This is a genomic window from Halococcus morrhuae DSM 1307, from assembly GCF_000336695.1.
Lineage (GTDB): Archaea > Halobacteriota > Halobacteria > Halobacteriales > Halococcaceae > Halococcus > Halococcus morrhuae.
In genome coordinates this window covers 66624-87049 of the sequence record NZ_AOMC01000074.1, presented here as the reverse complement: position 1 = coordinate 87049, position 20426 = coordinate 66624, and the positions used below count along the sequence as shown (strand labels likewise).

Here is a 20426-nt window from a genome sequence, read left to right as displayed (position 1 = left end):
CCCCGCCGAAGTGCCCGAACCCCACCGTGAACAGACAGTCCACACACCGCAAGAATGGAACGAGAAAGAGGTAGAGGGGAGGTCAGTCGTCGGCGGGTTCGCCCTCGCCGTGGGCCGCCGCGTCGATCTCGGGCAGTTCGGGGATGGCGCTCGTGTCGTGGGTACCTACTGGCGGGAGGTTGACCGCCGCGGCCGGCGAGGCATCGAGATCGACACCCGTATCGAGCGCGTCCATCTCGCCGTCGGCGTCGCGGGCGTCCTGGTCGATCCGCATCGAGCAGAACTCGACGCCACACATCGAGCAGAAGCGTGCCTCCTTGTAGTTGTCACCCGGCAACGTCTGGTCGTGTGAGTCCCGGGCGCGATCGGGATCGAGCGCGAGATCGAACTGCTCGCGCCAGTCGAAATCGTATCTGGCCTGCGAGAGCGCGTCGTCCCAGTCGCGTGCACCGGGCAGCCCGTTGGCCACGTCGCCGGCGTGGGCCGCGATCCGGTAGGCCGCGAGCCCCTCACGGACGTCCTCGGCGTCGGGTAGCCCGAGGTGCTCCTTGGGTGTGACGTAGCAGAGCATCGCCGCGCCCGCGCGGGCAGCCTCGGTCGCCCCGATCGCGCTCGTGATATGGTCGTAGCCCGGCGCGACGTCGGTCACGAGCGGCCCGAGCACGTAGAACGGCGCGCCGTCACAGACCTCCTGCTGGCGCTCGACGTTACCCCTGATCTGATCCATCGGCACGTGGCCCGGTCCCTCGACCATCACCTGGACGCCGTGATCCCACGCGGTTCGAGTGAGCTCGCCGAGCGTGTCCAACTCGGCGAACTGAGCCTCGTCGCTCGCGTCCGCGAGACTGCCCGGCCGAAGCCCATCGCCGAGACTGAAGGTAACGTCGTGTTCGGCGAAGATCTCGCAGATCGCCTCGAACTCGGTGTAGAGGGGGTTCTGCATCGCGTTCTCCTCCATCCACTGGGCGAGAATCGAGCCGCCGCGCGAGACGATCCCCGTCACCCGGCCGTCGGTCAGCGGGAGGTGTTCCATCAGGACGCCGGCGTGGATCGTCATGTAGTCGACGCCCTGTTCGGCCTGCTTTTCGATCACATCGAGCAGGAGCTCGTGGGTGATCTCCTCGGGACTTGCCGCGCGCTTGACCGCCTCGTAGATCGGAACCGTCCCGATCGGCACGGGCGAGTGCTCGACGTTCGCCTCGCGGATCGTGTCGAGTTCGTCGCCGGTACTCAGATCCATCACGGTATCCGCGCCGTAGTGGACCGCCGCGTGGAGCTTGCGGAGCTCCTCGGTCCGGTCGCTCGTGGTCTCGCTGTTGCCGATGTTGGCGTTGACCTTCGTGGCGAACTCGCGACCGATGATCATCGGGTCGAGCCCCTCGTGAGCGTGGTTCGCGGGAATCACCGCCTCTCCCGCGGCGACCTGCTCGCGGACGAACTCGGAGTCGCGGTTCTCGCGCTCGGCGACGCGCTCGATCGCCGGCGTGACGATACCCTCGCGGGCGGACTGGAGCTGTGTCTTCGCCATCGACAATCTAGTTATACTACCTAATTATAAAGTTGGCGACCGCCGGCAACGGTCCGCGATGGTCGGACACACTACCCGGGCGAGGACGACGGACGTTTATATGTCAGCGGGAGAACCCCGAAGCGTGAGCCCCGTCGTCCAGCTGGCCGTCCCGCTCGACAGCCCCGTCGCGAGGATCGCGCTCGCGGGCGCGCTCGGGCTGTTTCTGGGGCTCGAACGCGAGTGGTCGGACAAGCCCGCCGGCGTTCGGACGTTCTCGCTCATCAGCCTGCTCGGGGCCGTCTTCACCACGCTCGGGCGCGACGGACTGCTGGCGGTCGGCGGCGTGCTCGTCATCGTCCAGGGCACGGTTCTGGCGATCCAGGGGCTGCGTGACGAGGACCTCGGCCTCTCGCTCACCACTTCGGTGTCGATGCTGGTCGCCTACGGCGTCGGCGCGCTGACCGCCGCCGGGTTCGTCATCGAGAGCGTTACTGTCGCCGTTCTCTCCTCGCTGCTGCTCGTGCTCAAGCGCGAACTCCACACGTTCGCCGGCGCGCTCTCGCGCGAGGAGCTCCGCTCGACGACCGAGTTCGCCATCCTCGCGTTCGTCATCTACCCGCTGCTCCCGACCGGCGACGTCACGCTCGGCTCCGGCCCGCTGGCGGTCGAACTCGAACCGCGCGTCGTCTGGCTGATGGTGGTCGCGGTCGCCGCCATCGGCATCGTTAACTACGCCATCGTGCGGACGTACGGCGGCCGAGGCATCGCCGTCACGGGGTTTTTCGGCGGGCTGGCCTCCTCGACGGCGGTCGTGGGCACGATGCTCGATTCGGTGCGCCAGCATCCCTCGGCGACCTCGTATGCGGTGGCGGCCGTCCTGCTCGCCGACGCCGCGATGGCGCTGCGCAATCTCGCCATCGTGCTCGCGTTCACTCTCCCCGACGTGCTCGTGGGCGCGCTCGTGCCGCTCGTCGTGGTCGTCGTCGGCAGCGTCGCCATCGCCGCTGTCACCGCCGACTGGAACACACCGGTGGAGATGGAGCTCGACAGCCCGTTCTCGCTGCGCAACGTGCTCGCCTTCGGTGCGATGTTCGCCGTCATCATTCTGGCCGGCGGCATCGCCCAGTCGGAGTTCGGCGAGGTGGGCTTCTACGTGACCGCCGTCCTCTCGGGGCTCGTCTCCAGTGCGGGCGCGACCGCCTCGACTGTCTCGCTCTATCGCACGGGCAGTCTGGCCGGCGAGACGGCCGTCATCGCCGTCCTGCTCGCCACCGCGTCGAGCATCGTCGTCAAGGCCGCGCTGACCGCCGCCGGACCGAGTCGGTCGTTCGCCTCCCGTGTCGCGCTCTGGAGCGCCGTTCTCCTAGCCGGTTCGCTCGCGGCGGCGGTTCTCGTGACGCTGTGAGCGACGCCGAACTGAACGATCTGTCATCAACGACCGAAACCGCTATGCGCGCGTCGCTGTCATCCGGTGACATGCAGGCAGTCCAGTTCACCGAGCACGGCGACCGTGACGTCATCGAGTACGGCGACTTCCCCGACCCCGAACCAGGGAAGGACGAAGCCCTCGTCGACGTGAAGGCCGGTGCGTTGAACCACCTCGACGTCTTCACGCGCCGCGGACTGCCGGGCGTCGATCTCGAGATGCCACATATCCCCGGCAGCGACGCCGCCGGTGTCGTCACCGACATTGGAGAAGACGTCACGCGCGTCGAGGTCGGCGATCGCGTGGCCGTCACCGCCGGCGTCTCCTGTGGCGAGTGCGAGTTCTGCCGCCACGGCGAACACTCGCTCTGTGAGAGCTACCACCTCATCGGCGAGCACGTCCGTGGGGTACACGCAGAACGGGCGGCCGTCCCTGCCTCGAACCTCGTCCACGTTCCCGACGACGTGGACTGGGTGACGGCGGCGGCCGCGCCGCTGACCTTCCAGACCGCGTGGCGCATGCTGATGACCCGCGCCGACATCGAGGCCGGCGAATCCATTCTGATTCTCGGTGCCTCCGGGGGAGTGGGCCAGGCGGCGGTCCAGATCGCCGACTACGCCGGCGCGGAGGTCTACGCGACCGCGAGCACCGACGAGAAACTGGAATACGCCGAGGAGTGTGGGGCCGATCACACGATCAACTACGCCGAGAACGATTTCGCAAGCGAGATGCGCGAGCTCACGGACGGGCGCGGCGTCGACGTCGTCGTCGACTACGTCGGTCCGGAGACGTGGGACGACTCGACGAAATGTCTCGCCAAGGGCGGTCGGCTCGTCACCTGTGGGGCGACCACCGGCCCGAAGGCCGAGACGAACATCAACCGCGTCTTCTGGAAGCAGATCGACATCCTGGGATCGACGATGGCCACCCTCGGCGAGGTCGACGATGTGCTCTCGCTGGTCTGGGACGGCACCTTCGAGCCCCGGATCCGCGAGACGCTGCCGATGAGCGAGGCCACTCGTGCCCACGAGATGCTCGAAGAACGCGAGGGGTTCGGCAAGGTCGTCGTGATCCCCGACAGCGAGCGCTGATCGGAACGCGGTTCGCGTGGATCGGTGCCATCCGAGCGGCCCCCATGTTGAATGTTTACATGACACATAACACCATGTGGAATTCTGACACATGTAACAAGTTTTATGATGCAGGTGGGTGGGGATTTGTCCGATGTCGGAGAGACCATCGACGGAACGGGCGAGTGGCACCGACAACGATGCAGATGACGGCCCGAACACGACGCGCCGAACGTTCCTCAAGGGATCGAGCGCGGCGGCCGGCATGGCAGCGCTCGGATTCCAGGGGACCGACCAAGCGAACGCGAACGACACCGACGACGCGGACGAGGACGAGGACGACGATGGCGGGGGCGACGACGGACCGACGAACGTCATTCTGTTCGTCGGCGACGGACAGGGTCGCGCACAGCTCGATCTGGGCCGATATCTGAAGGCCTATCGGAAGAACTCGGAGAAGTTCCCGCTGAATGCTGCCGACGTGACCTACAACGTCGATCGCCACGACGCGCACGGCTCGGCGATGACGTATCCGGACGATCCCGAGGAGTTCGTCGCCGATTCGGCGGCGACGGCGACCGCGATGTCGACAGGCCACAAGAGCTACAATGGTGCGATCGCCGGCGTGAAGAACGACGCGGGCGAGTTCGTCCCCAAGCAGACTGTACTGGAGCAAGCCCGCGATATGGGCTACGCCGTCGGGCTGGTGACGACGGCGCGGATGACGCACGCGACGCCGGCATCGTTCGCCAGCCACGTTCCGTCCCGCGACGAGGAGGAGAAGATCGCCAAACAGTACGTCCGTGACAGCGGCGTCGACGTGCTCTTCGGCGGCGCGCGCTCGTACTTCCTGCCCGATGGCCGCGAGAGCGACAGCGCGAATCTGGTCGCCGAGGCCAAACGCAACGGCTACAACTACGTCACGACCGCGAGCGAACTCGACTCGCTCGACAGCGCGCCAGCACTCGGCCTGTTCAGCGAGTCCGACCACCTGAGCTACACGCTTGATCGGCAGGATAACGATGACTCGACGCAGCCCGGTCTCGGCGCGATGGCCGAGACGGCGATCGAACTGCTCGAAGCCCGGGGCGGGCGAAAGGGCTTCTTCCTGCTGGTCGAATCCGGCCGCATCGACCACGCGAGCCACTCGAACTACCCGGTCGTCGCCCACGAACAGCTCGAAGCCGACGACGTGATCGGCCGACTGCTCGATTACGCCGAGGACTCCCACGGCGAGACGTCAGTCATCACGACCGCCGACCACGAGACGGGCGGTCTCTCGCTCGGATCCGGTGGTCCGTACGACGTGAACTTCGACGTACTCGACGGGATGAACGCGAGCACGGCCACGGTCGTCCCGCAGATCGAGGAGGCCGAATCGCGTGAGGAGGTCGCCTCGATCATGGCCGAGCAGATGGGTGTCGAACTGCTCGACACCGAACTCGACGAACTGCGTGCGTACAACACACCGGTCGCGGAGATCCTCAACGAGCGGATACGGATCGGCTGGACGTCGACCGGCCACACCGCCGAGAACGTCCCGACCTTCGCCACCGGCCCGAACGCCGAGTTCTTCGACGGCACCGTCGACAACACGGACATCGCCGACGCGATCCGAAAGCGGCTGAACGGCGACTGAGCCACACTCTTCCTTTCCGTGGCTCTGTTGAAACGATCGGAATTGGCGAGACCGGTGTGATACGTAGGAAGTGTATCACAGCTAAGAAGTGACGACCGATTTTCGCCGATAGCAGATCTGCGATGCAAAACACTGCTTGCTTGGCTACTGAGATATCTACCATCAAAAGCGATCATCACTGATACAAGTTGACGTGAGTAGTGAGTCAGGAGCGCGATTGGATGGGACGAACGTACAAGTACATCGAATGTCACTAACTGAGCGCAAAATGGATCGGGATGTGAAGATAAATCTCGTTTGTGGTGGCATTGTCGCCCTCTCTGGGTTTCTCGGATACATCGTTCTCCCGTTAGCCACGGGTGACTTTACTGACCTCACTCGCATTGTTACGAGTGCGATGGGCAGGTCGCTCGGATACCACATGCTAGTTCTGACAATGCCGTCGTGGTTGATCACGTTCGGCGGAATCGTTTGTGCTCGGCAGTGGGGGCTGGATTCTACATGGGACGACGTTGTGATCGTCGGCGGGATCAATGGTATCCCACTGTTGATGGCGTTTGCCACTTACGTGATTGCTGCCGTCGGGATGGCACTCGTAATTACAGTTAGCGGCCCAATCGAGACTCCTCTGGTCGTAATAGCGGCAATGGGCCTTATCTTGTTGGCCTTGCTTGTCGGATTTGCGTTTGCAGCGATAGTGTTCGTTATCGTGTTTCTGGCGGTGGGAGTCGGCAGCATTGCTGGCTACACATCTGCTCGGGCTGTCATCTATCTATGGGGATCGAGATCAGCTCGCCAGTAATCACGCTGTCTCGATGACCGGCAAGTCGTCACGATTTTGTCCCGAGCGCCGTTCCCTCCGACCGAACGCTCACGTGAACCCGATACAGCACACACAGGACGGACACTCGACGGCACGAACCGTCGGCCGACGGCGATTTCTCGGGCTGACGGCGGCCGGCGCGCTCGCGGGCGTCGCCACCGCCGGGCGCGGGCGCGCACAGAGCAGTCGCACGATCGAACTCGGCGGGAAGATCGCCGGCTGGCAGGGTCGCACGCCCGAGTCGATCGCTGGTGAAGAAAATCCCACGCTCGCCCTCGAAGCCGGCGTCGACTACCGCATCACGTGGACGAATCTCGACGGGATGGGTCACAACATCGCGCTGATCGACGAGAACGACGACGTCCTGAAGCGTACCGAGGTGATGAGCGAGCAGGGCGCGACCCAGACGATCGAATTTACCGCTCGCGAGGAGATGGCCGAATACATCTGCGAGCCACACCGGTCGTCGATGCGCGGGAGCGTGCGCTTCGGCTCCGGCTCGTCGGCCACGACGGACGCCACGACCACCGAGCAGGCCGTCCCGACCGGGCCGACGATCGGCCTCGAACGGCTCGTCGGCGGCTTCCAGGTACCGACTGATATGGCGCTGCTGCCGGGCGACGACCAGCGAGTCGTCGTCGATCTCTACGGGATCGCCCAGCTCAACGAGGGCGATCAGTTGCGCGACGAGCCGTTTCTCGATCTGCGCGATCGCCTCGCCGAGATCACCGGCGAGCGTGGCTTTCTCGGACTCGCGCCACATCCCGACTACGAGCAGAACCGGCGCTTCTACGTGCGCTACAGCGCCCCGCCCGCCGACGACGCACCCGACGAGTTCTCACACACGGAGGTCCTCTCGGAGTTCGAGGCCAACGAGGACGGCACGAGTGCGCGTCCCGACTCCGAGCGAGTGCTGCTCGAAGTCCACGAACCCCGCAAGGTCCACAACGGCGGCGCGGTCGCGTTCGGTCCCGATGGCTATCTCTACACCTCCTACGGCGACGGCGGCGGCCCACGGGATACGGGCCCCGGCCACGCCAGCGACTGGTACGATCGCAATCGCGGCGGCAACGGTCAGGACGTCACCGAGAATCTCCGGGGATCGATCCTGCGTCTCGACGTCGACAGCCAGGGTGGAGAGAACCCCTACGCGATCCCCGACGACAACCCGCTCGTCGGCAAAGAGGGTCTGGACGAACAGTACGCCTGGGGCTTTCGCAACCCCTGGCGGATGAGCTTCAACGACGGCGAGCTCTACGTCGCCGACGTCGGCCAGAACCGCTACGAGGAGATCGACCGCGTCGTGAAGGGCGGCAACTACGGCTGGAACGTCCGCGAAGGTACCCACTGCTACGGCACCGAGAGCCTGAGCGACATGCCGAAGAACTGCCCGAGCCGAACGCCGCCGGATGTCCGGGGCGGCGAACCGCTCCGCGATCCCGTCATCGAGTACCCCCACGCCCGCAACGGTGAGACCATCGGCATCTCGGTCATCGGTGGCTATCTCTACGACGGCTCGATCGACGCCCTCGACGGGAAATACGTCTTCGGCGACTACAGCAAGGAGGGCGACCCACGCTCGTCGCTGTTCGCGGCCACCCCCACCGAAGACGGGCTCTGGGATCTCGAACGGCTTCAAGTCGAGGGCGCAGAGGGCGGCGCAGTCGAGGGCTATCTCATCGCCATCGCCCGCGATGCCGACGGCGAACTGTTCGCGCTGACCTCCGCCGGCGAGCTCGGCGGTGCGGTGAACCGGATCACGGCGACCGAAGCGACGGGCACCGCAACGACCCCGGACGGGACGAACGCGACCGCGAACGCAACGGGCTCCACCACGACCGCACTGGGCACCGACGCGACCGATACCGACGCGAACGCGACGGCGGGCGTTCGGTCGGCGGCTGGAAACGGTACGGCGAGCGGATCGGGCGCTACGGATGGGTCGGGCAACGCGAGCGGAACCGAGACGAGCGGCGACGGGGCGGGCTTCGGCGTGCTCGCCGCGCTCGCCGGCATCGGCGGTCTCGCCGCGCGCCGTCTCCGGCGCTGAAAGCGGTTATTCAGCTTCGCTGCGGAGATCGGCGAGGATCTCGTCTTCGAGCACCTCGCGCACGTCGAGGGCGATCGCCTCGCGGTCGAGGGTGATCTGGTGGACACGCCCGCCGAGCATCGTCGCCATGATCAGCGCCGACAGCCGCTCGGCATCGACGTCGTGAAAGACGCCCTGTTCGATGCCGTCGTCGATGATGGTCGTGAGCATGTCGAGCAGGAGATCGTAGTTCGCCGCGAGCTGTTCGCGGAAGGCGGCGTTGTGCGGTGCCTGCGCGCGCAGTTCGAGCAGTGCCGTGTGGAACTCGCGATCCTCGCCGCTTTCGTCGTCGAGCCCGAGCAGCAGTTCGTCGACGAGGGCGTCGAGGCGTGCGTTCGGATCGTCGCTATCGACGTCGAGGCGGCTCGTGAATCGGTCGAGGAGATGCTCCAGAAAGGCCGCGAGCAGCTCGTTTTTCGTGTCGTAGTGGTAGTGCAGAACGGCCTTGGTCTTCTCGAACTCGTCGGCGATCGCCTGCATCGTGAGATTGGCGTAGCCGTGCTCGCAGAGCGCACGGTAGGTCGCCTCCATGATCTCCTCGCGGGTGTCGGTCGGCTCCGATCCACCCTCTGACGAACTCATTTGACTGACTATTCGGCGGCGGACGGTTATATCCTGTCGCTCGTGTACGTCATGAGCCGTCCTGCCGTGCCTCCACCGCACCGACCAACAGCGCGTCCTCGATGAGCGCACCCGTTGCCCGCCGGAGCCGCTCGGAGAGCGCCTGATGGGAGATGTTCAACTGGTCGGCGAGTTCGCTCTGATCGGTCTCGCGCGGGACCTGGTAGTAGCCCGCTTCGAGCGCGGTTTCGAGCGCCTCGAACTGCGCCTCGGTGAGTCCGAAGCGGCCGGCGGGCTCGCCTTCGAGCTGCCGGATGGCCGTGACGTCGAAGGTGAGTCCGCTGTCGTCGGCGAACTGGACGGTCTTCGAGAGCGATTCGCGGTTGGGGTAGAGCACGCGGAGATACCATCGACCATCGGTCCCGTAGGCGTCGGTGATGGTCGCGTGCGAGTTCGTCAGCATCTGGAGCACCACCTCGACCTCCGAGACCCACTGCATGCGGTAGAGTTGCTCCTCGTCGAACGCGGACAGCAGTTCGAGTTCATCGATGCTCGGATCGTCCCCGAAGGCCTCTCCGACGGCCTCGACCGTGGCGTTGCGGATCCACATCAGCGGCATGGCCGCCTCGTCGCCGCTCTGGACGATGCGTTCGACCTCGAACTCGACGTCGGGCAGCGCGTCGAGCGCCTCGTACAGCGCGAACTCCTCAGCCGGGATCTCTCCCCGGACGATGCAGGCGTTGGACATGGTCGGCGTTCGCGTCCGTCCGGCAAAAATTCCCTGACACGCTTTCGGAGCGCCACGGATCGGGGGAAGGAATATGCCGCGTTCGTTCCTCGATGGCGCATGGCCAGAACGGATCTCGCCCGCGCGGACGCGGTCGAACGACTGCTCGACCACCGCTCCACGGCGCTCGATAGCTGCTCCAGCGAAATCGTCTCCCTCGACGCGCTCGCCGGCCGCACGCTCGCCGAGGACGTGCGCGCCCCAACCGACGTACCGCCGCACGACTACGCGACGATGGACGGGTTCGCGATCGCCACCGACGACGAGTCGCTGGCGGTCGCCGCGGAGGTGTTCCCCGAGGACGAACCACCGGAACTCGACGAGGGGGAGGCTGCCCGCATCGCTACCGGCGCGCCGCTGCCCGCCCGGACCGATGCCGTGCTGAAAGTCGAGGACGCGACCGTCGACGACGAACGGATTTCGGGACCGCAACTTGCCCCGGGGACGAACGTCTCGCCGCGCGGCGGGACGGCACAGGCGGGCGAGACGCTGTTCGACGCCGGCACGCGACTCGCCGCCCGGCATGCGGCGCTCCTGAGCGACATCGGCATCGAGTCCGTGACCGTTCACGAACGGTTCTCGGTGGGCATCGTGGCGACCGGCACCGAGATCCACGAGGGTCGCCAGCCCGACCGCGACTCGGAGTTCCTCGCCGGGCTCGTCCGGGAATGGGGCCACGAGCCGACGATCCGCGAGAGCGTGCCCGACGACTCCGGGGCCGTGCGCCGCGCCATCGAGAGCGCCGCCGCGACCCACGACGTGGTTCTCACGACTGGTGGGACGAGCGTCGGGAGCGCCGACCACGTCGCCACGGTGCTCGAAGCCCACGACCCGCTGTTCGAGAGCGTGCGCCTCCAGCCCGGCAGGCCGGTGCTGGCGGCGGTCGTCGACGGTGCGCTCGTTGTGGGACTTCCGGGCAAACCGCTCGCGGCCCACACCGCCGCCGTGCTCGTCGCCCGATCGTTCTTCACGGGCCAGCGGCGACTGCCATCGATCACCGCCGGGCTGACGAGCACCGTCGAGATCCCCGACGACGAGCGCGAGTACGCGGTGCCGGTCGTCCTCGACGGGAACGAGGCCATCCCGCTCGGCCACGCCGACTCGTCGCTGCCGATCTACGACGAGCGGTTCGCGCCGGGGCTCGTCTCCGCCAACACGAGAACGACGACCGCGGACGGAATCGTCCTCGCCGAGCGCTCGCTCGACGCCGGTCAACCGATCGCGGTCGTTCCGTATCGGGTGCTCGCATGAACGAGGAACTCCGTCGTATCGACGTGGAGACAGTCCACGAACCGCTCCCAGAGCGGACAGATCACGATCCGACCGTCGTCGGCGTGCTGCTCGCCGCGGGCGGGAGCAGCCGTTTCGGCGAGCGGAACAAGCTCCTCGCCGAGATCGACGGGAAACCGCTCGTCCGCCGCGCCGCCCGCACGCTGCTCGACTCGCGAGTGTCGCGCGTCGTCGCTGTGCTCGGCCACCAGTCGAGCGCCGTTCAGGAAGTGCTCGCCGACTTCGACGTCGCGTTCGTCGCAAACGACGCCTACGAGCACGGACTCTCGACCTCCGTCGAGCGTGGCGCGCGTGCGGCCGCCGACGGCGATGCGGACGCCGCGATCTTCCTCCCCGGCGACATGCCGTTCGTCGAGAGTGCGACCGTCGACCTGCTCGTCGATTGTTTCGCCGGTGGCGTCGCCGATGCCGCGGCTGCCGCCTACGAGGGACAGCGCGGCAATCCAGTACTGTTCGGGGCCGATCATTTCGACGCGCTGTGTGCGGTCGACGGCGACGTCGGCGGTAAAGATGTTCTGCTCGATGACGGCGTGCTGCTCGATACCGACGACGCGGGCGTCGTCATGGATATCGACACGCAGGACGATCTCGAACGCGTCCGGTAAATGGACGATTCGGGCGACTCAGCGTCCGCTATCCGACAACAGATGGATGTCGTCCGTATCGACGGTCAGCGTCACGGTCCCCTCGGGCGGCTCCCGGCTATCGGTCTTGACGAGCAGCGATCGTCCGTTCCACGAGCAGTGAACTCGGTAGGCATCGCCGAGAAACTCGCGGTGCTCGACGGTCGCCGTTAGCGTCGTTGCGTTCGAGGCCGTATCGTTCTCGCCGAGCGAGAGTACCTCGGGCCGTACACAGAGCGCCACGGAATCGCCGGTGTCGACCGCGGCGCTCTCGGGGAGCGCGATCTCGACGCCGTCGACGGTCGCACGCGGTGGGGCCGTCGCTGTCACCTCGCCGTCGAAGAGGTTGTTCTCGCCGACGAACTCCGCGACGAACCGGGACTGGGGCTCCCGATAGACGGTTTCGGGCGGGGCGACCTGTTCGATGCGTCCCCCACTGACGACGGCGACGCGATCGCTGATGGCGAGCGCCTCGCTCTGATCGTGAGTCACGTAGATCGTGGTGATCCCGAGCTCCTGTTGGATCTCCCGGATCGTCACTCGGAGGCGCTCGCGGAGGCGGGCATCGAGCGCCGACAGCGGTTCGTCGAGCAGGAGTACGTCGGGTCCGGGCGCGAGCGCCCGTGCGAGCGCGATCCGTTGCTGTTGCCCGCCCGAGAGCTGTTCCGGCTCGCGCTCGCCCATCCCCGCCATGTCGACCAGCGAGAGCAGTTCGTCGACGCGCTCGTCGTCGGCGACGCCGCCCGGCGGGTCGCGAAAGCGGAGTCCGTAGGCGACGTTCTCGCGAACCGTCATGTGCGGAAACAGCGCGTAGTGCTGGAAGACGACGCCGACATCGCGCCGTTCGGGTGCGAGATCGGTGACGCGCCCGCCATCGATGTGGACCTCGCCCGTGGCCGGTTCCTCGAAGCCTGCGACGGCCCGGAGCGTCGTGGTCTTCCCACAACCCGACGGGCCGACGAGCGTGAAGAACTCGCCCTCGTCGACCGACAGCGAGACGTCTTCGAGAGCGGTGACGCCGCTGAACTCGACGGTGATGTTGTCGAGCGCCACGCCGGCGTCCGTCGTGGTGGGGTCGCGTTCGGGCACGGCGTCGCTCATGGCTCCCACCGCCCGCCGAGGCGCTCGATGACGAGGAAGCTCGCGGCCGTCACCAGGAGGAGGACGGTGCCCATCGCGGTCGCTGGTCCGAGACTCGGCCCGAGCGACCGATTGCCGATATACCGTTCGAGCGCGACCGGCATCGTGTAGCTTTCGACACCCTCGGCGAGTAAAACCGTCGTATCGAACTCGCCGATCGAGATGGCGAAGGCGAACGCGCCGCCGGCGAGCACCGCTGTCCAAACCAGTGGAAGCTCGACGTCGAGCAGAGTCCGAAACCGACTCGCGCCGAGCGAGCGCGCCGAATCGACGAGCTGTGAGTCGATGCCGGCGAGCGCCGGGGTGACGTTGCGCGTCACGAACGGGTAGGCCGCGACCGCGTGCGCGACGACGATGGCGAGTGCGCCGCCGGCGGTGACCCGATAGCCGGCGATCGTCGTCCCGAAGACGAGCGTCTGGAGCAACCCGAGACCGACGACGACGCCGCTGACCGCCAGCGGCGCACTCATCAGCGTCTCGGCCAGCCGCGAACCGGTCCCGCCGCGGGTCACCATCACTGAGACGACGATCCCCATCGGCACCGCGAGCGCGAGCGTGCCGACGCCGAAGGCCAGCGAGTTCGCGATCGCCGGCAGCGGTTTCGTCGTGCCGGCCGCCGTCGTCGCCTGCTGGTTGAGCAGGAACTCGTAGTACGCGCCCGTCAGCCCGTTCGGGCCGGTGACGCTCTCGACGATCATGCTCACGAGCGGACCGACGAACAGGACGAGGACTCCGACGCCGTAGACCGCGAGCCCGATCCGAACCGGATCACGAAGGGTCTTCCAACCGACTGCGAGCGCGCGCCGCGGGAGAGTCGTTCCACCGCCCGTGGTCGTCTGTCGTGCCTCGTACCGGAGGTAGAGATAGGTGAGCGCGAGCGAGAGCACCGTCTCGATGGTGCCGAGCGTCGCCGCCTCGGCGAGTTCGAGGTCCTGGACGCGCGCGTAGAGCCAGACCTCGACGGTGGCGAGGCGCAACCCGCCGAGCGCGAGCACGATCGGAAAGGAGAGGAAGGTGAAGACGAACGTGAGCAGCGCGGCGGTCAGCAGTGCGGGAAGCAGCTGTGGCACCACGATGTCGCGAAAGGCACGAAACGGGCCGGCACCGAGTGCCCGGGCCGTCTCGACGCGTCGGGCATCGACGCTCTCCCAGGCGGTCGTCACGAGCCGCGTCACGAGTGGCGCGTTGTAGAACGCATGCGCGAGCACGATGATTTCGAGCGTGAACAGCAGATTCACCTGCCCGAGACCGAGCGCGCCCAGAATATCATTGAGCAGGCCGTTCTGCCCGAACATGGCGAGGAAGCCGACCGCCACCATGATCGACGGCAATACGAACGGGAGGATGGTGAGCGAGCGGAGCGTCCGTCGGCCGCGGAACTCGAAGCGCGCGAGCAGATACGCCCCCGGCAGCCCGACGACGACGCTCGCCAGCGTCGAGAGGAACGCCTGGAAAGCGGTGAAGCCGAACAGACCGAACTCGACCGACGGGAACCCGGCTCGGATCCAGTCGAGCACGCCAGCCGGAATCGAGAGCGGTGCAGTGAACAGGTGGTGGGCGACGCCGGTATAGAAGGGATCGCCGAGCACGTCGACCAGCGGGGCCGCCGTCAGCGAGCCGGCACGGACGACCGCCTCGCGCAGCACGCTCAGGACGGGGTAGTAGAAGACGACCGCCAGGATCGCGACGGTGAGGACGAACGCGGTCGGGACGGCGAGTCGCTCGCCCCAGCGCCGCACGTTCACTCGCTCGCGACCAGCCGCGACCACTCCTCGACCCACGACTCGACCGAGCCGGCGAGTTCGTCGTAGGAGTGCGTCACCGTCTCTGGCGGCTCCTTCGCGTACTTATCGAACTCCTTGCTCGGCGTGACGCCCTTCACCGCCGGGAACTGGACGTTCTTGACCGCGATCTTCGACTGAGCCGTCTCGGTGAGCACGAACTCCATGAACGTCCGGCCGAGCTGCGGGTTGTTCGCGCTCTCGAACAGCGCCATCGTCTCGGGGTTCGCGTAGCCCTGATCGTTGAGGAAGCCGAGCTGGTGTTTCGCCATGTCGACGTCGGGGCCGTGGTAGTAGACCTGATCGGTCGAGTACGAGACCACCATCGGCGCTTCGCCGTCCGAGTAGGCCTGATAGGCCGGTTCCCAGTCCGAGAGCACCGTCACGCCGTTGCCGACGAGCTGCTTCCAGTAGTCGAGATAGTTCTCCTCGCCCTTGGCGATGATCGACCAGAGCAAGAACGCCCGCCCGGGATCGGACTGCTGGGCGTTTTCGGTGATGAGATCCCCCTCGTAACGCGATTCGAGCAGCGAGTCGAACGTCTTCGGCTCCTCGACCTCGTTTTCGTTGTAAACGAGCGAGATGTAACCCGTGTCGTACGGCACGGCGCGCTTCTTGGGATCGATACGCAGCGGCTTCTTCAGCCCGTCGGCACCGTCGAGATCCTCACCGACCGACTGGAAGAGTGGCTTGTCGAGCTTCTTCCGCGCACGGACGAGCTCGGCCGTGTTCAGACCGAGGTAGATATCGGCGTCGATCGGCGCGCCCTGCTTGGCCCGCTGGACGTACTGATTGACGCCGTTCTCCGGCGTGAGGAACTCGACGGTCGTCCCCGACTGCTCCGTCTCGAAGGCGGATTTGAGCCAGTTGCCCGCCGTGTCCTCGCCGGTGAACGACGAGTAGGTCGCGACCCGTAGCGTGCCGCCGGACGACGCGCTGCCGGTCGTCGCCGTACTGTCGGCTCCCGCCTCGGTGGTTCCGTTGCCCGATCCGTTCGTTCCCGAGCCGTTCGCTCCGGAGCCGTTGTCACCCTCGCCCGCACCCGTACAGCCCGCCAGCATCGCCAGCCCGGCGACGCCTGCGCTCGACCGTCGAAGGAACTGCCGTCTATCCATTACCGAGTGGTTTCGACGAGTGGTAATTAAAACTGTCGTCACGGTCGCCGGTGCGTGACGGAATGACAACGGGAAACGCGGCTTCAGGACAGCCGGCGATCAGTCGGCGGCCAGTTCGTCCGTCGAACGCTCGTCGTCGGCCCGCACCCGCACCTCGGCGGCGATCTCGGCCGGCAGCGAGACGGTCTCGTCTTCGCCCTCCGGCGCGACGGTGAGCATCCCGAACGGTGCGACCTCGCGGACGGTGAGGCGAGTATCGGGCGTGATGCCGGCGTCGGCGAGATAGGAGAGCACCTCGGGATCGCTGTCGGCGACCTGCGCGACGACGAGCGTCTCGCCCGCCGCGTACTCGGTGAGCGGTTCGTCGTCGGCCTCGGTGGGTTCGAGGTCCTCGGTCGGGATCGGCGCGCCGTGGGGATCGGCGCTGGGGTCGCCGAGGCTCGCGGCGAGTTCGGTTTCGAGACGCTCGCTGATGTGGTGTTCGAGCCGATCGGCCTCCTCGTGGACCTCCGCCCAGTCGTAGTTCAGGTGTTCGGCGAGAAACAGTTCGAGCAGGCGGTGGTGGCGGATCGTTTCGAGTGCGACCAGTTCGCCGTCCTCGGTGAGACGGACGCCCTTGTACTCCTCGCGATCGACGAGTCCGTGGCCTTCGAGGCGCTTCATCGTCGCGGTCACCGTCGGGGCCGTCACGTCGAGGCGCTCGGCGATGGTCGAGGTGGCGACCGGCTCCTCGCCCTCACGGAGCTGATAGATCGCTTTGAGGTAGTCCTCGGCCTTCGAACTCGGCATACGAAATCGTGGCCACCGGGCTACTAAACGGTTGCTGTCGTCCGCGTGGTCTTAGACGGCCGCCGCGGGCTGACCGTTGGCGTCGGTCTCCTCGGCGACCTCCATCAGTTCGTGATAGCGGTTCCGGATCGTCACGTTGCTGACCTCGGCGACCTCGCTGACCTCGTCCTGGGTGAGCTTGCGGTTGGTGAGGATGCCGGCGGCGTAGAGCGCCGCGCCGGCCAGCCCGACGGGGCTCTTGCCGCTGTGGACGGCTTGCCGTTCGGCCGTTTCGAGCAGGTCACGCGCACGGCGTTCGGTCTCCTCGCTCACGTCGAGATCGGAGGCGAACCGCGAGACGTACTGTTTCGGGTTCGGCGGGCCGATCTCCAGATCGAGTTCCTGGTTGATGTAGCGGTAGGCGCGCTTGAACTCCATCTCGTCGACCCGCGAGACCGCCCCGACCTCCTCGACGCTGCGGGGCAGCCCCATCTGGCGGATGCCCGCGTACAGCGCGGCGGTCGAGACGCCCTCGATCGATCGTCCGGGCAGGAGATCCTCGGAGAGCGCGCGGCGGTAGATGACCGACGCGGTCTCGCGAACGTCCTTCGGGACGCCGAGCGCGCTGGCCATGCGCTCGATCTCGCCGAGTGCCTGCTTCAGATTGCGCTCCTTGGAGTCACGCGTGCGGAAGCGTTCGTCCCAGGTGCGCAGGCGCTGCATCCGCTGGCGCTTGCGTGCGCTCAGCGTGTTGCCGTAGGCGTCCTTGTTCTGCCAGCCGATCTGGCTCGACAGCCCCTTGTCGTGCATCATCTTGGTGGTGGGCGCGCCGGTGCGCTTCTTGCGGTCGCGTTCGGCGCTGTCGAAGGCGCGCCATTCGGGACCGTGGTCGATCTCGTCGGTCGAGACCACGAGCCCGCACTCCGTGCAGGTGGTCTCGCCGTGGGCTTCGTCCTCGGCCAGTCGGCCGCCGCACTCGGGACAGACTCGCTCGGACTCGTCCGTCTTGGCGTCCTCGGTGGCTCGTTCGTCCTGTTCGCTCGGTTCTCGCTGTCGGATGTGGGTAGTGCCTTCCAATATCGGGTTGGTGAGCGCGTGCTCGGATGGGTAGGTTGTCTGACGGTACAACGGGTCGGTGTTCACCCATAGGTAAGGGATGGAGATACTTAAATATCTCGGATAACCACGCCGAGGAACCTCGCCAGAGCGTCGCTCAGCGACGCGAATCGGCCGCGTTCGCCGACGGGAAAGATTGATAGTCAGTAGGCAACTACTAACAGCTATGAGTTCCGCTGACCCGCAGGGACTGCAGGCGTTTCCCGAAGCACTCTCCGAACCCGATGCGTGGCTCGAACCGTTCGACTGGTATCGCGAGATGCGCGACGATTCGCCAGTCCGGTACGACGCTTCGCGCGGCTCCTGGGACGTCTTCCGCCACGCTGACGTCAAACGCGTCATCAGCGACGACGAGGCGTTCTCGGTGAACCCGCGGACGGCGAGCGATTTCGAGGGGCTGAGCGGCGAGGGTGAGGGGCTGATCCTCGATACGATGCTGTTCCAGGATCCGCCGCGTCACGACGATCTCCGCGCGGTCGTCGACGACGCCTTCAGCCCGCGGACGGTCGCCGAAATGGAGCCGCGCCTGCGCGACCTGATGAGCGAGCTTCTGGACGACGCGCTCGCGGCGAACGACGGCGAGATGGATCTCGTCGAGGAGATCTCCTACCCGTTCCCGGTCATCGTCATCGCCGAGCTGCTGGGAGTGCCTGCCGAGGATCGCGCGCAGTTCAAGGAGTGGTCGGACTCGCTCGTCGCGGCCGCGAGCGACGAGGAGATCGCCGAGCGCCAGCAGCAGAGCCAGCAGGAGATGGCGATGTATTTCCTCGATCAGCTCCAGCAGCGCCGCGAGGAGCCCCGCGACGACCTCCTCACGACGATCGCGACCGCCGAGCTCGACGACGGGAGCAAACTGCCCCAAGAGGAGGCGCTCGGGATGTGCATGCTGTTGCTCATCGCCGGCAACATCACCACAACGAACCTCATCACGAACGCCGTGCGCTGTTTCGGCAATCAGGGCGTCCTTTCCGAGCTCGCCGGCGACGAGAACGCCGTCGGGCCGGCAATCGAGGAGGCGCTGCGCTACCGCGCGCCCGTCCAGGCGATGACGCGCATCGCGCGCAGCGACGTGACGCTCGGCGACGCGACGATCGAGGAAGGCGATCGCGTGGTGGCGTGGCTCGGCTCGGCGAACCGTGACGAGCGTGCCTTCGACAACGCCGACGAGTTCGTCGTCGACCGCGCGCCGACGGGCCATCTCGGCTTCGGCCACGGCACCCACTACTGTCTCGGCGCGCCGCTGGCTCGTCTGGAAGCCCGAGTTGCACTCTCGGAACTGCTCTCACTCGACGGGTTGACGCTCGCCGACGCCGATCTCTCGCCGACGCGGAGTTCGTTCATCTACGGCGTCGAGTCGCTGCCGATCCGCTACGACGGGCGCTGAGACGGGCTGTCACGGCCATCACGCCGGCAGTCGATCGTCCGTGACGACCCGAACGCTCTTATGAAAGTGTGCCCTACCGAGGCCAATGACCGATACGGTCGACGACGTGGACCAACCGTACGATACCGACGCCTCACAACAGGAGAAGATCGAATCGCTTGAGGAACGCATCGACATCCTCGACGGCCAGAACGAGGAGATGCGCGACAAGCTGCTCGACGCGAACGCCGAGAACAACAAGTACAAACAGAAGCTCGAACGGCTCACCCACGAGAACAAGAAGCTGAAACAGTCGCCGCTGTTCGTCGCCACCGTCCAGGAGATGACCGACGACGGCGTCATCATCAAACAGCACGGCAACAACCAGGAGGCAGTCACCGAGGTCACGCCGGAGACCCGCGAGGAGATCGAGCCCGGTTCCCGGGTGGCGGTGAACAACTCGCTGTCGGTCGTCACCGATCTCTCGGACGAGACCGACGTCCGGGCGCGCGTGATGGAAGTCGAAGAGAGCCCCGGCGTGAACTACGAGGACATCGGCGGGCTCGAAGAGCAGATGAACGAGGTGCGCGAGACCGTCGAACTCCCGCTCGAATCGCCGGAGATGTTCACCGACGTGGGTATCGAACCACCCTCCGGCGTGCTGTTGCACGGTCCGCCCGGCACGGGCAAGACGATGCTCGCCAAGGCTGTCGCCAACCAGACCGACGCGACCTTCATCAAGATGGCCGGCTCCGAGCTCGTCCACAAGTTCATCGGCGAGGGCGCGAAGCTCGTCCGCGATCTCTTCGAGGTCGCCCGCGAGCACGAGCCCGCCGTCATCTTCATCGACGAGATCGACGCCATCGCCTCCAAACGGACGGACTCGAAGACCTCCGGCGACGCCGAGGTCCAGCGCACGATGATGCAGCTCCTCTCGGAGATGGACGGCTTCGAGGAGCGCGGCGAGGTCAGAATCATCGCCGCAACGAACCGCTTCGACATGCTCGATCGGGCGATTCTCCGTCCGGGACGGTTCGATCGCCTCATCGAGGTGCCGAAACCGAACGCCGAGGGTCGCGAGAAGATCTTCGAGATCCACACGCGCGGGATGAATCTCGCCGACGACGTCACGTTCGAGGAGCTCGCCACCGACATCGCCGAGGCCAGCGGGGCCGACATCAAGGCGATCTGTACCGAGGCCGGTATGTTCGCCATCCGCGACGACCGGACCGAGGTGCGGATGGAGGACTTCCACGAGGCGTGGACGAAGATCGACACCGACGAGGTCGACGCGGACGTCTCGAAGACGTTCGCCTGAATCGCGT

17 protein-coding genes are annotated in these 20426 nt (G+C 66.4%); 9 read left to right on the top strand and 8 right to left on the bottom strand.

The features are described from left to right. Positions 1-82 precede the first annotated feature (82 nt). A complete protein-coding gene (gene thiC, locus C448_RS05310; RefSeq protein WP_004052383.1) occupies positions 83-1528 on the bottom strand; it encodes a phosphomethylpyrimidine synthase ThiC in 1446 nt (481 codons plus the stop codon). A gap of 124 nt (positions 1529-1652) precedes the next feature. Between thiC and C448_RS05305 the strand changes: the two genes are divergently transcribed. From C448_RS05305 to C448_RS05285, 5 genes are all read left to right on the top strand, one after another. After that, positions 1653-2915, top strand: a complete 1263-nt coding sequence (locus tag C448_RS05305; protein WP_004052381.1) for an MgtC/SapB family protein — start codon at positions 1653-1655, stop codon at positions 2913-2915. A 71-nt stretch (positions 2916-2986) separates the two neighbouring features. Continuing rightward, on the top strand, positions 2987-4027 hold the full coding sequence (locus C448_RS05300) for a zinc-binding dehydrogenase (protein ID WP_004052379.1): 1041 nt from the start codon (positions 2987-2989) through the stop codon (positions 4025-4027). Positions 4028-4160: 133 nt separating this feature from the next. Beyond that, complete coding sequence (locus C448_RS05295) at positions 4161-5645, top strand: alkaline phosphatase (RefSeq protein WP_004052377.1); 1485 nt, start codon at positions 4161-4163, stop codon at positions 5643-5645. A gap of 268 nt (positions 5646-5913) precedes the next feature. Beyond that, the gene (locus C448_RS05290) at positions 5914-6447 is read left to right on the top strand and encodes a hypothetical protein (RefSeq protein ID WP_004052375.1); all 534 of its coding nucleotides are present in this window, start codon (positions 5914-5916) and stop codon (positions 6445-6447) included. A gap of 73 nt (positions 6448-6520) precedes the next feature. Then, positions 6521-8518 (top strand): PQQ-dependent sugar dehydrogenase, encoded by a 1998-nt coding sequence (locus tag C448_RS05285; protein ID WP_004052373.1) that lies wholly within the window; start codon positions 6521-6523, stop codon positions 8516-8518. A gap of 6 nt (positions 8519-8524) precedes the next feature. Here C448_RS05285 and C448_RS05280 read toward each other — a convergent pair whose 3' ends face one another. Continuing rightward, positions 8525-9139: a TetR/AcrR family transcriptional regulator gene (locus tag C448_RS05280; RefSeq protein WP_004052370.1), complete on the bottom strand. Its 615-nt coding sequence runs from the start codon at positions 9137-9139 to the stop codon at positions 8525-8527. A gap of 49 nt (positions 9140-9188) precedes the next feature. Then, on the bottom strand, positions 9189-9866 hold the full coding sequence (locus C448_RS05275) for a helix-turn-helix domain-containing protein (protein WP_004052368.1): 678 nt from the start codon (positions 9864-9866) through the stop codon (positions 9189-9191). 99 nt (positions 9867-9965) lie between these two features. Here C448_RS05275 and C448_RS05270 point away from each other — a divergent pair, with 99 nt between their 5' ends. Next, entirely contained in the window at positions 9966-11156 is a 1191-nt protein-coding gene (locus C448_RS05270) for a molybdopterin molybdotransferase MoeA (protein WP_004052366.1), read from the top strand. Further along, a complete protein-coding gene (locus C448_RS05265) occupies positions 11153-11800 on the top strand; it encodes a nucleotidyltransferase family protein (protein WP_004052364.1) in 648 nt (215 codons plus the stop codon). Before C448_RS05270 ends, C448_RS05265 begins: the two co-directional genes overlap by 4 nt. A gap of 18 nt (positions 11801-11818) precedes the next feature. On the opposite strand, the gene C448_RS05260 is transcribed toward C448_RS05265, so the two are convergent. The 5 genes from C448_RS05260 to C448_RS05240 form a co-directional block, all read right to left on the bottom strand. Then, positions 11819-12919 carry an ABC transporter ATP-binding protein gene (locus C448_RS05260; RefSeq protein ID WP_004052362.1) on the bottom strand — a complete coding sequence of 367 codons (1101 nt, stop codon included), beginning with the start codon at positions 12917-12919 and terminating at the stop codon, positions 11819-11821. Then, positions 12916-14727, bottom strand: coding sequence for an ABC transporter permease (locus C448_RS05255; RefSeq protein WP_004052360.1), 1812 nt, complete (start codon positions 14725-14727; stop codon positions 12916-12918). The genes C448_RS05260 and C448_RS05255 overlap by 4 nt, the downstream gene beginning before the upstream one ends. After that, positions 14700-15854: a thiamine ABC transporter substrate-binding protein gene (locus tag C448_RS05250; RefSeq protein ID WP_004052358.1), complete on the bottom strand. Its 1155-nt coding sequence runs from the start codon at positions 15852-15854 to the stop codon at positions 14700-14702. Before C448_RS05250 ends, C448_RS05255 begins: the two co-directional genes overlap by 28 nt. Positions 15855-15953: 99 nt before the next feature. Then, positions 15954-16643: a metal-dependent transcriptional regulator gene (locus C448_RS05245; RefSeq protein ID WP_004052356.1), complete on the bottom strand. Its 690-nt coding sequence runs from the start codon at positions 16641-16643 to the stop codon at positions 15954-15956. 51 nt (positions 16644-16694) lie between these two features. Next, positions 16695-17699, bottom strand: coding sequence for a transcription initiation factor IIB (locus C448_RS05240; protein WP_004052355.1), 1005 nt, complete (start codon positions 17697-17699; stop codon positions 16695-16697). A gap of 205 nt (positions 17700-17904) precedes the next feature. Here C448_RS05240 and C448_RS05235 point away from each other — a divergent pair, with 205 nt between their 5' ends. Beyond that, entirely contained in the window at positions 17905-19122 is a 1218-nt protein-coding gene (locus C448_RS05235; protein WP_004052353.1) for a cytochrome P450, read from the top strand. A gap of 85 nt (positions 19123-19207) precedes the next feature. Beyond that, the gene (gene pan1 / locus C448_RS05230; protein WP_004052350.1) at positions 19208-20419 is read left to right on the top strand and encodes a proteasome-activating nucleotidase Pan1; all 1212 of its coding nucleotides are present in this window, start codon (positions 19208-19210) and stop codon (positions 20417-20419) included. The last annotated feature ends 7 nt before the right edge of the window (positions 20420-20426 follow it).

Coding starts and splice junctions, on each gene's coding strand:
- thiC (WP_004052383.1), bottom strand. CDS start 1,528: ATGGCGAAGACACAGCTCCAGTCCGCCCGCGAGGGTATCGTCACGCCG.
- C448_RS05300 (WP_004052379.1), top strand. CDS start 2,987: ATGCAGGCAGTCCAGTTCACCGAGCACGGCGACCGTGACGTCATCGAG.
- C448_RS05295 (WP_004052377.1), top strand. CDS start 4,161: ATGTCGGAGAGACCATCGACGGAACGGGCGAGTGGCACCGACAACGAT.
- C448_RS05290 (WP_004052375.1), top strand. CDS start 5,914: ATGGATCGGGATGTGAAGATAAATCTCGTTTGTGGTGGCATTGTCGCC.
- C448_RS05280 (WP_004052370.1), bottom strand. CDS start 9,139: ATGAGTTCGTCAGAGGGTGGATCGGAGCCGACCGACACCCGCGAGGAG.
- C448_RS05275 (WP_004052368.1), bottom strand. CDS start 9,866: ATGTCCAACGCCTGCATCGTCCGGGGAGAGATCCCGGCTGAGGAGTTC.
- C448_RS05270 (WP_004052366.1), top strand. CDS start 9,966: ATGGCCAGAACGGATCTCGCCCGCGCGGACGCGGTCGAACGACTGCTC.
- C448_RS05265 (WP_004052364.1), top strand. CDS start 11,153: ATGAACGAGGAACTCCGTCGTATCGACGTGGAGACAGTCCACGAACCG.
- C448_RS05260 (WP_004052362.1), bottom strand. CDS start 12,919: ATGAGCGACGCCGTGCCCGAACGCGACCCCACCACGACGGACGCCGGC.
- C448_RS05250 (WP_004052358.1), bottom strand. CDS start 15,854: ATGGATAGACGGCAGTTCCTTCGACGGTCGAGCGCAGGCGTCGCCGGG.
- C448_RS05245 (WP_004052356.1), bottom strand. CDS start 16,643: ATGCCGAGTTCGAAGGCCGAGGACTACCTCAAAGCGATCTATCAGCTC.
- C448_RS05235 (WP_004052353.1), top strand. CDS start 17,905: ATGAGTTCCGCTGACCCGCAGGGACTGCAGGCGTTTCCCGAAGCACTC.
- pan1 (WP_004052350.1), top strand. CDS start 19,208: ATGACCGATACGGTCGACGACGTGGACCAACCGTACGATACCGACGCC.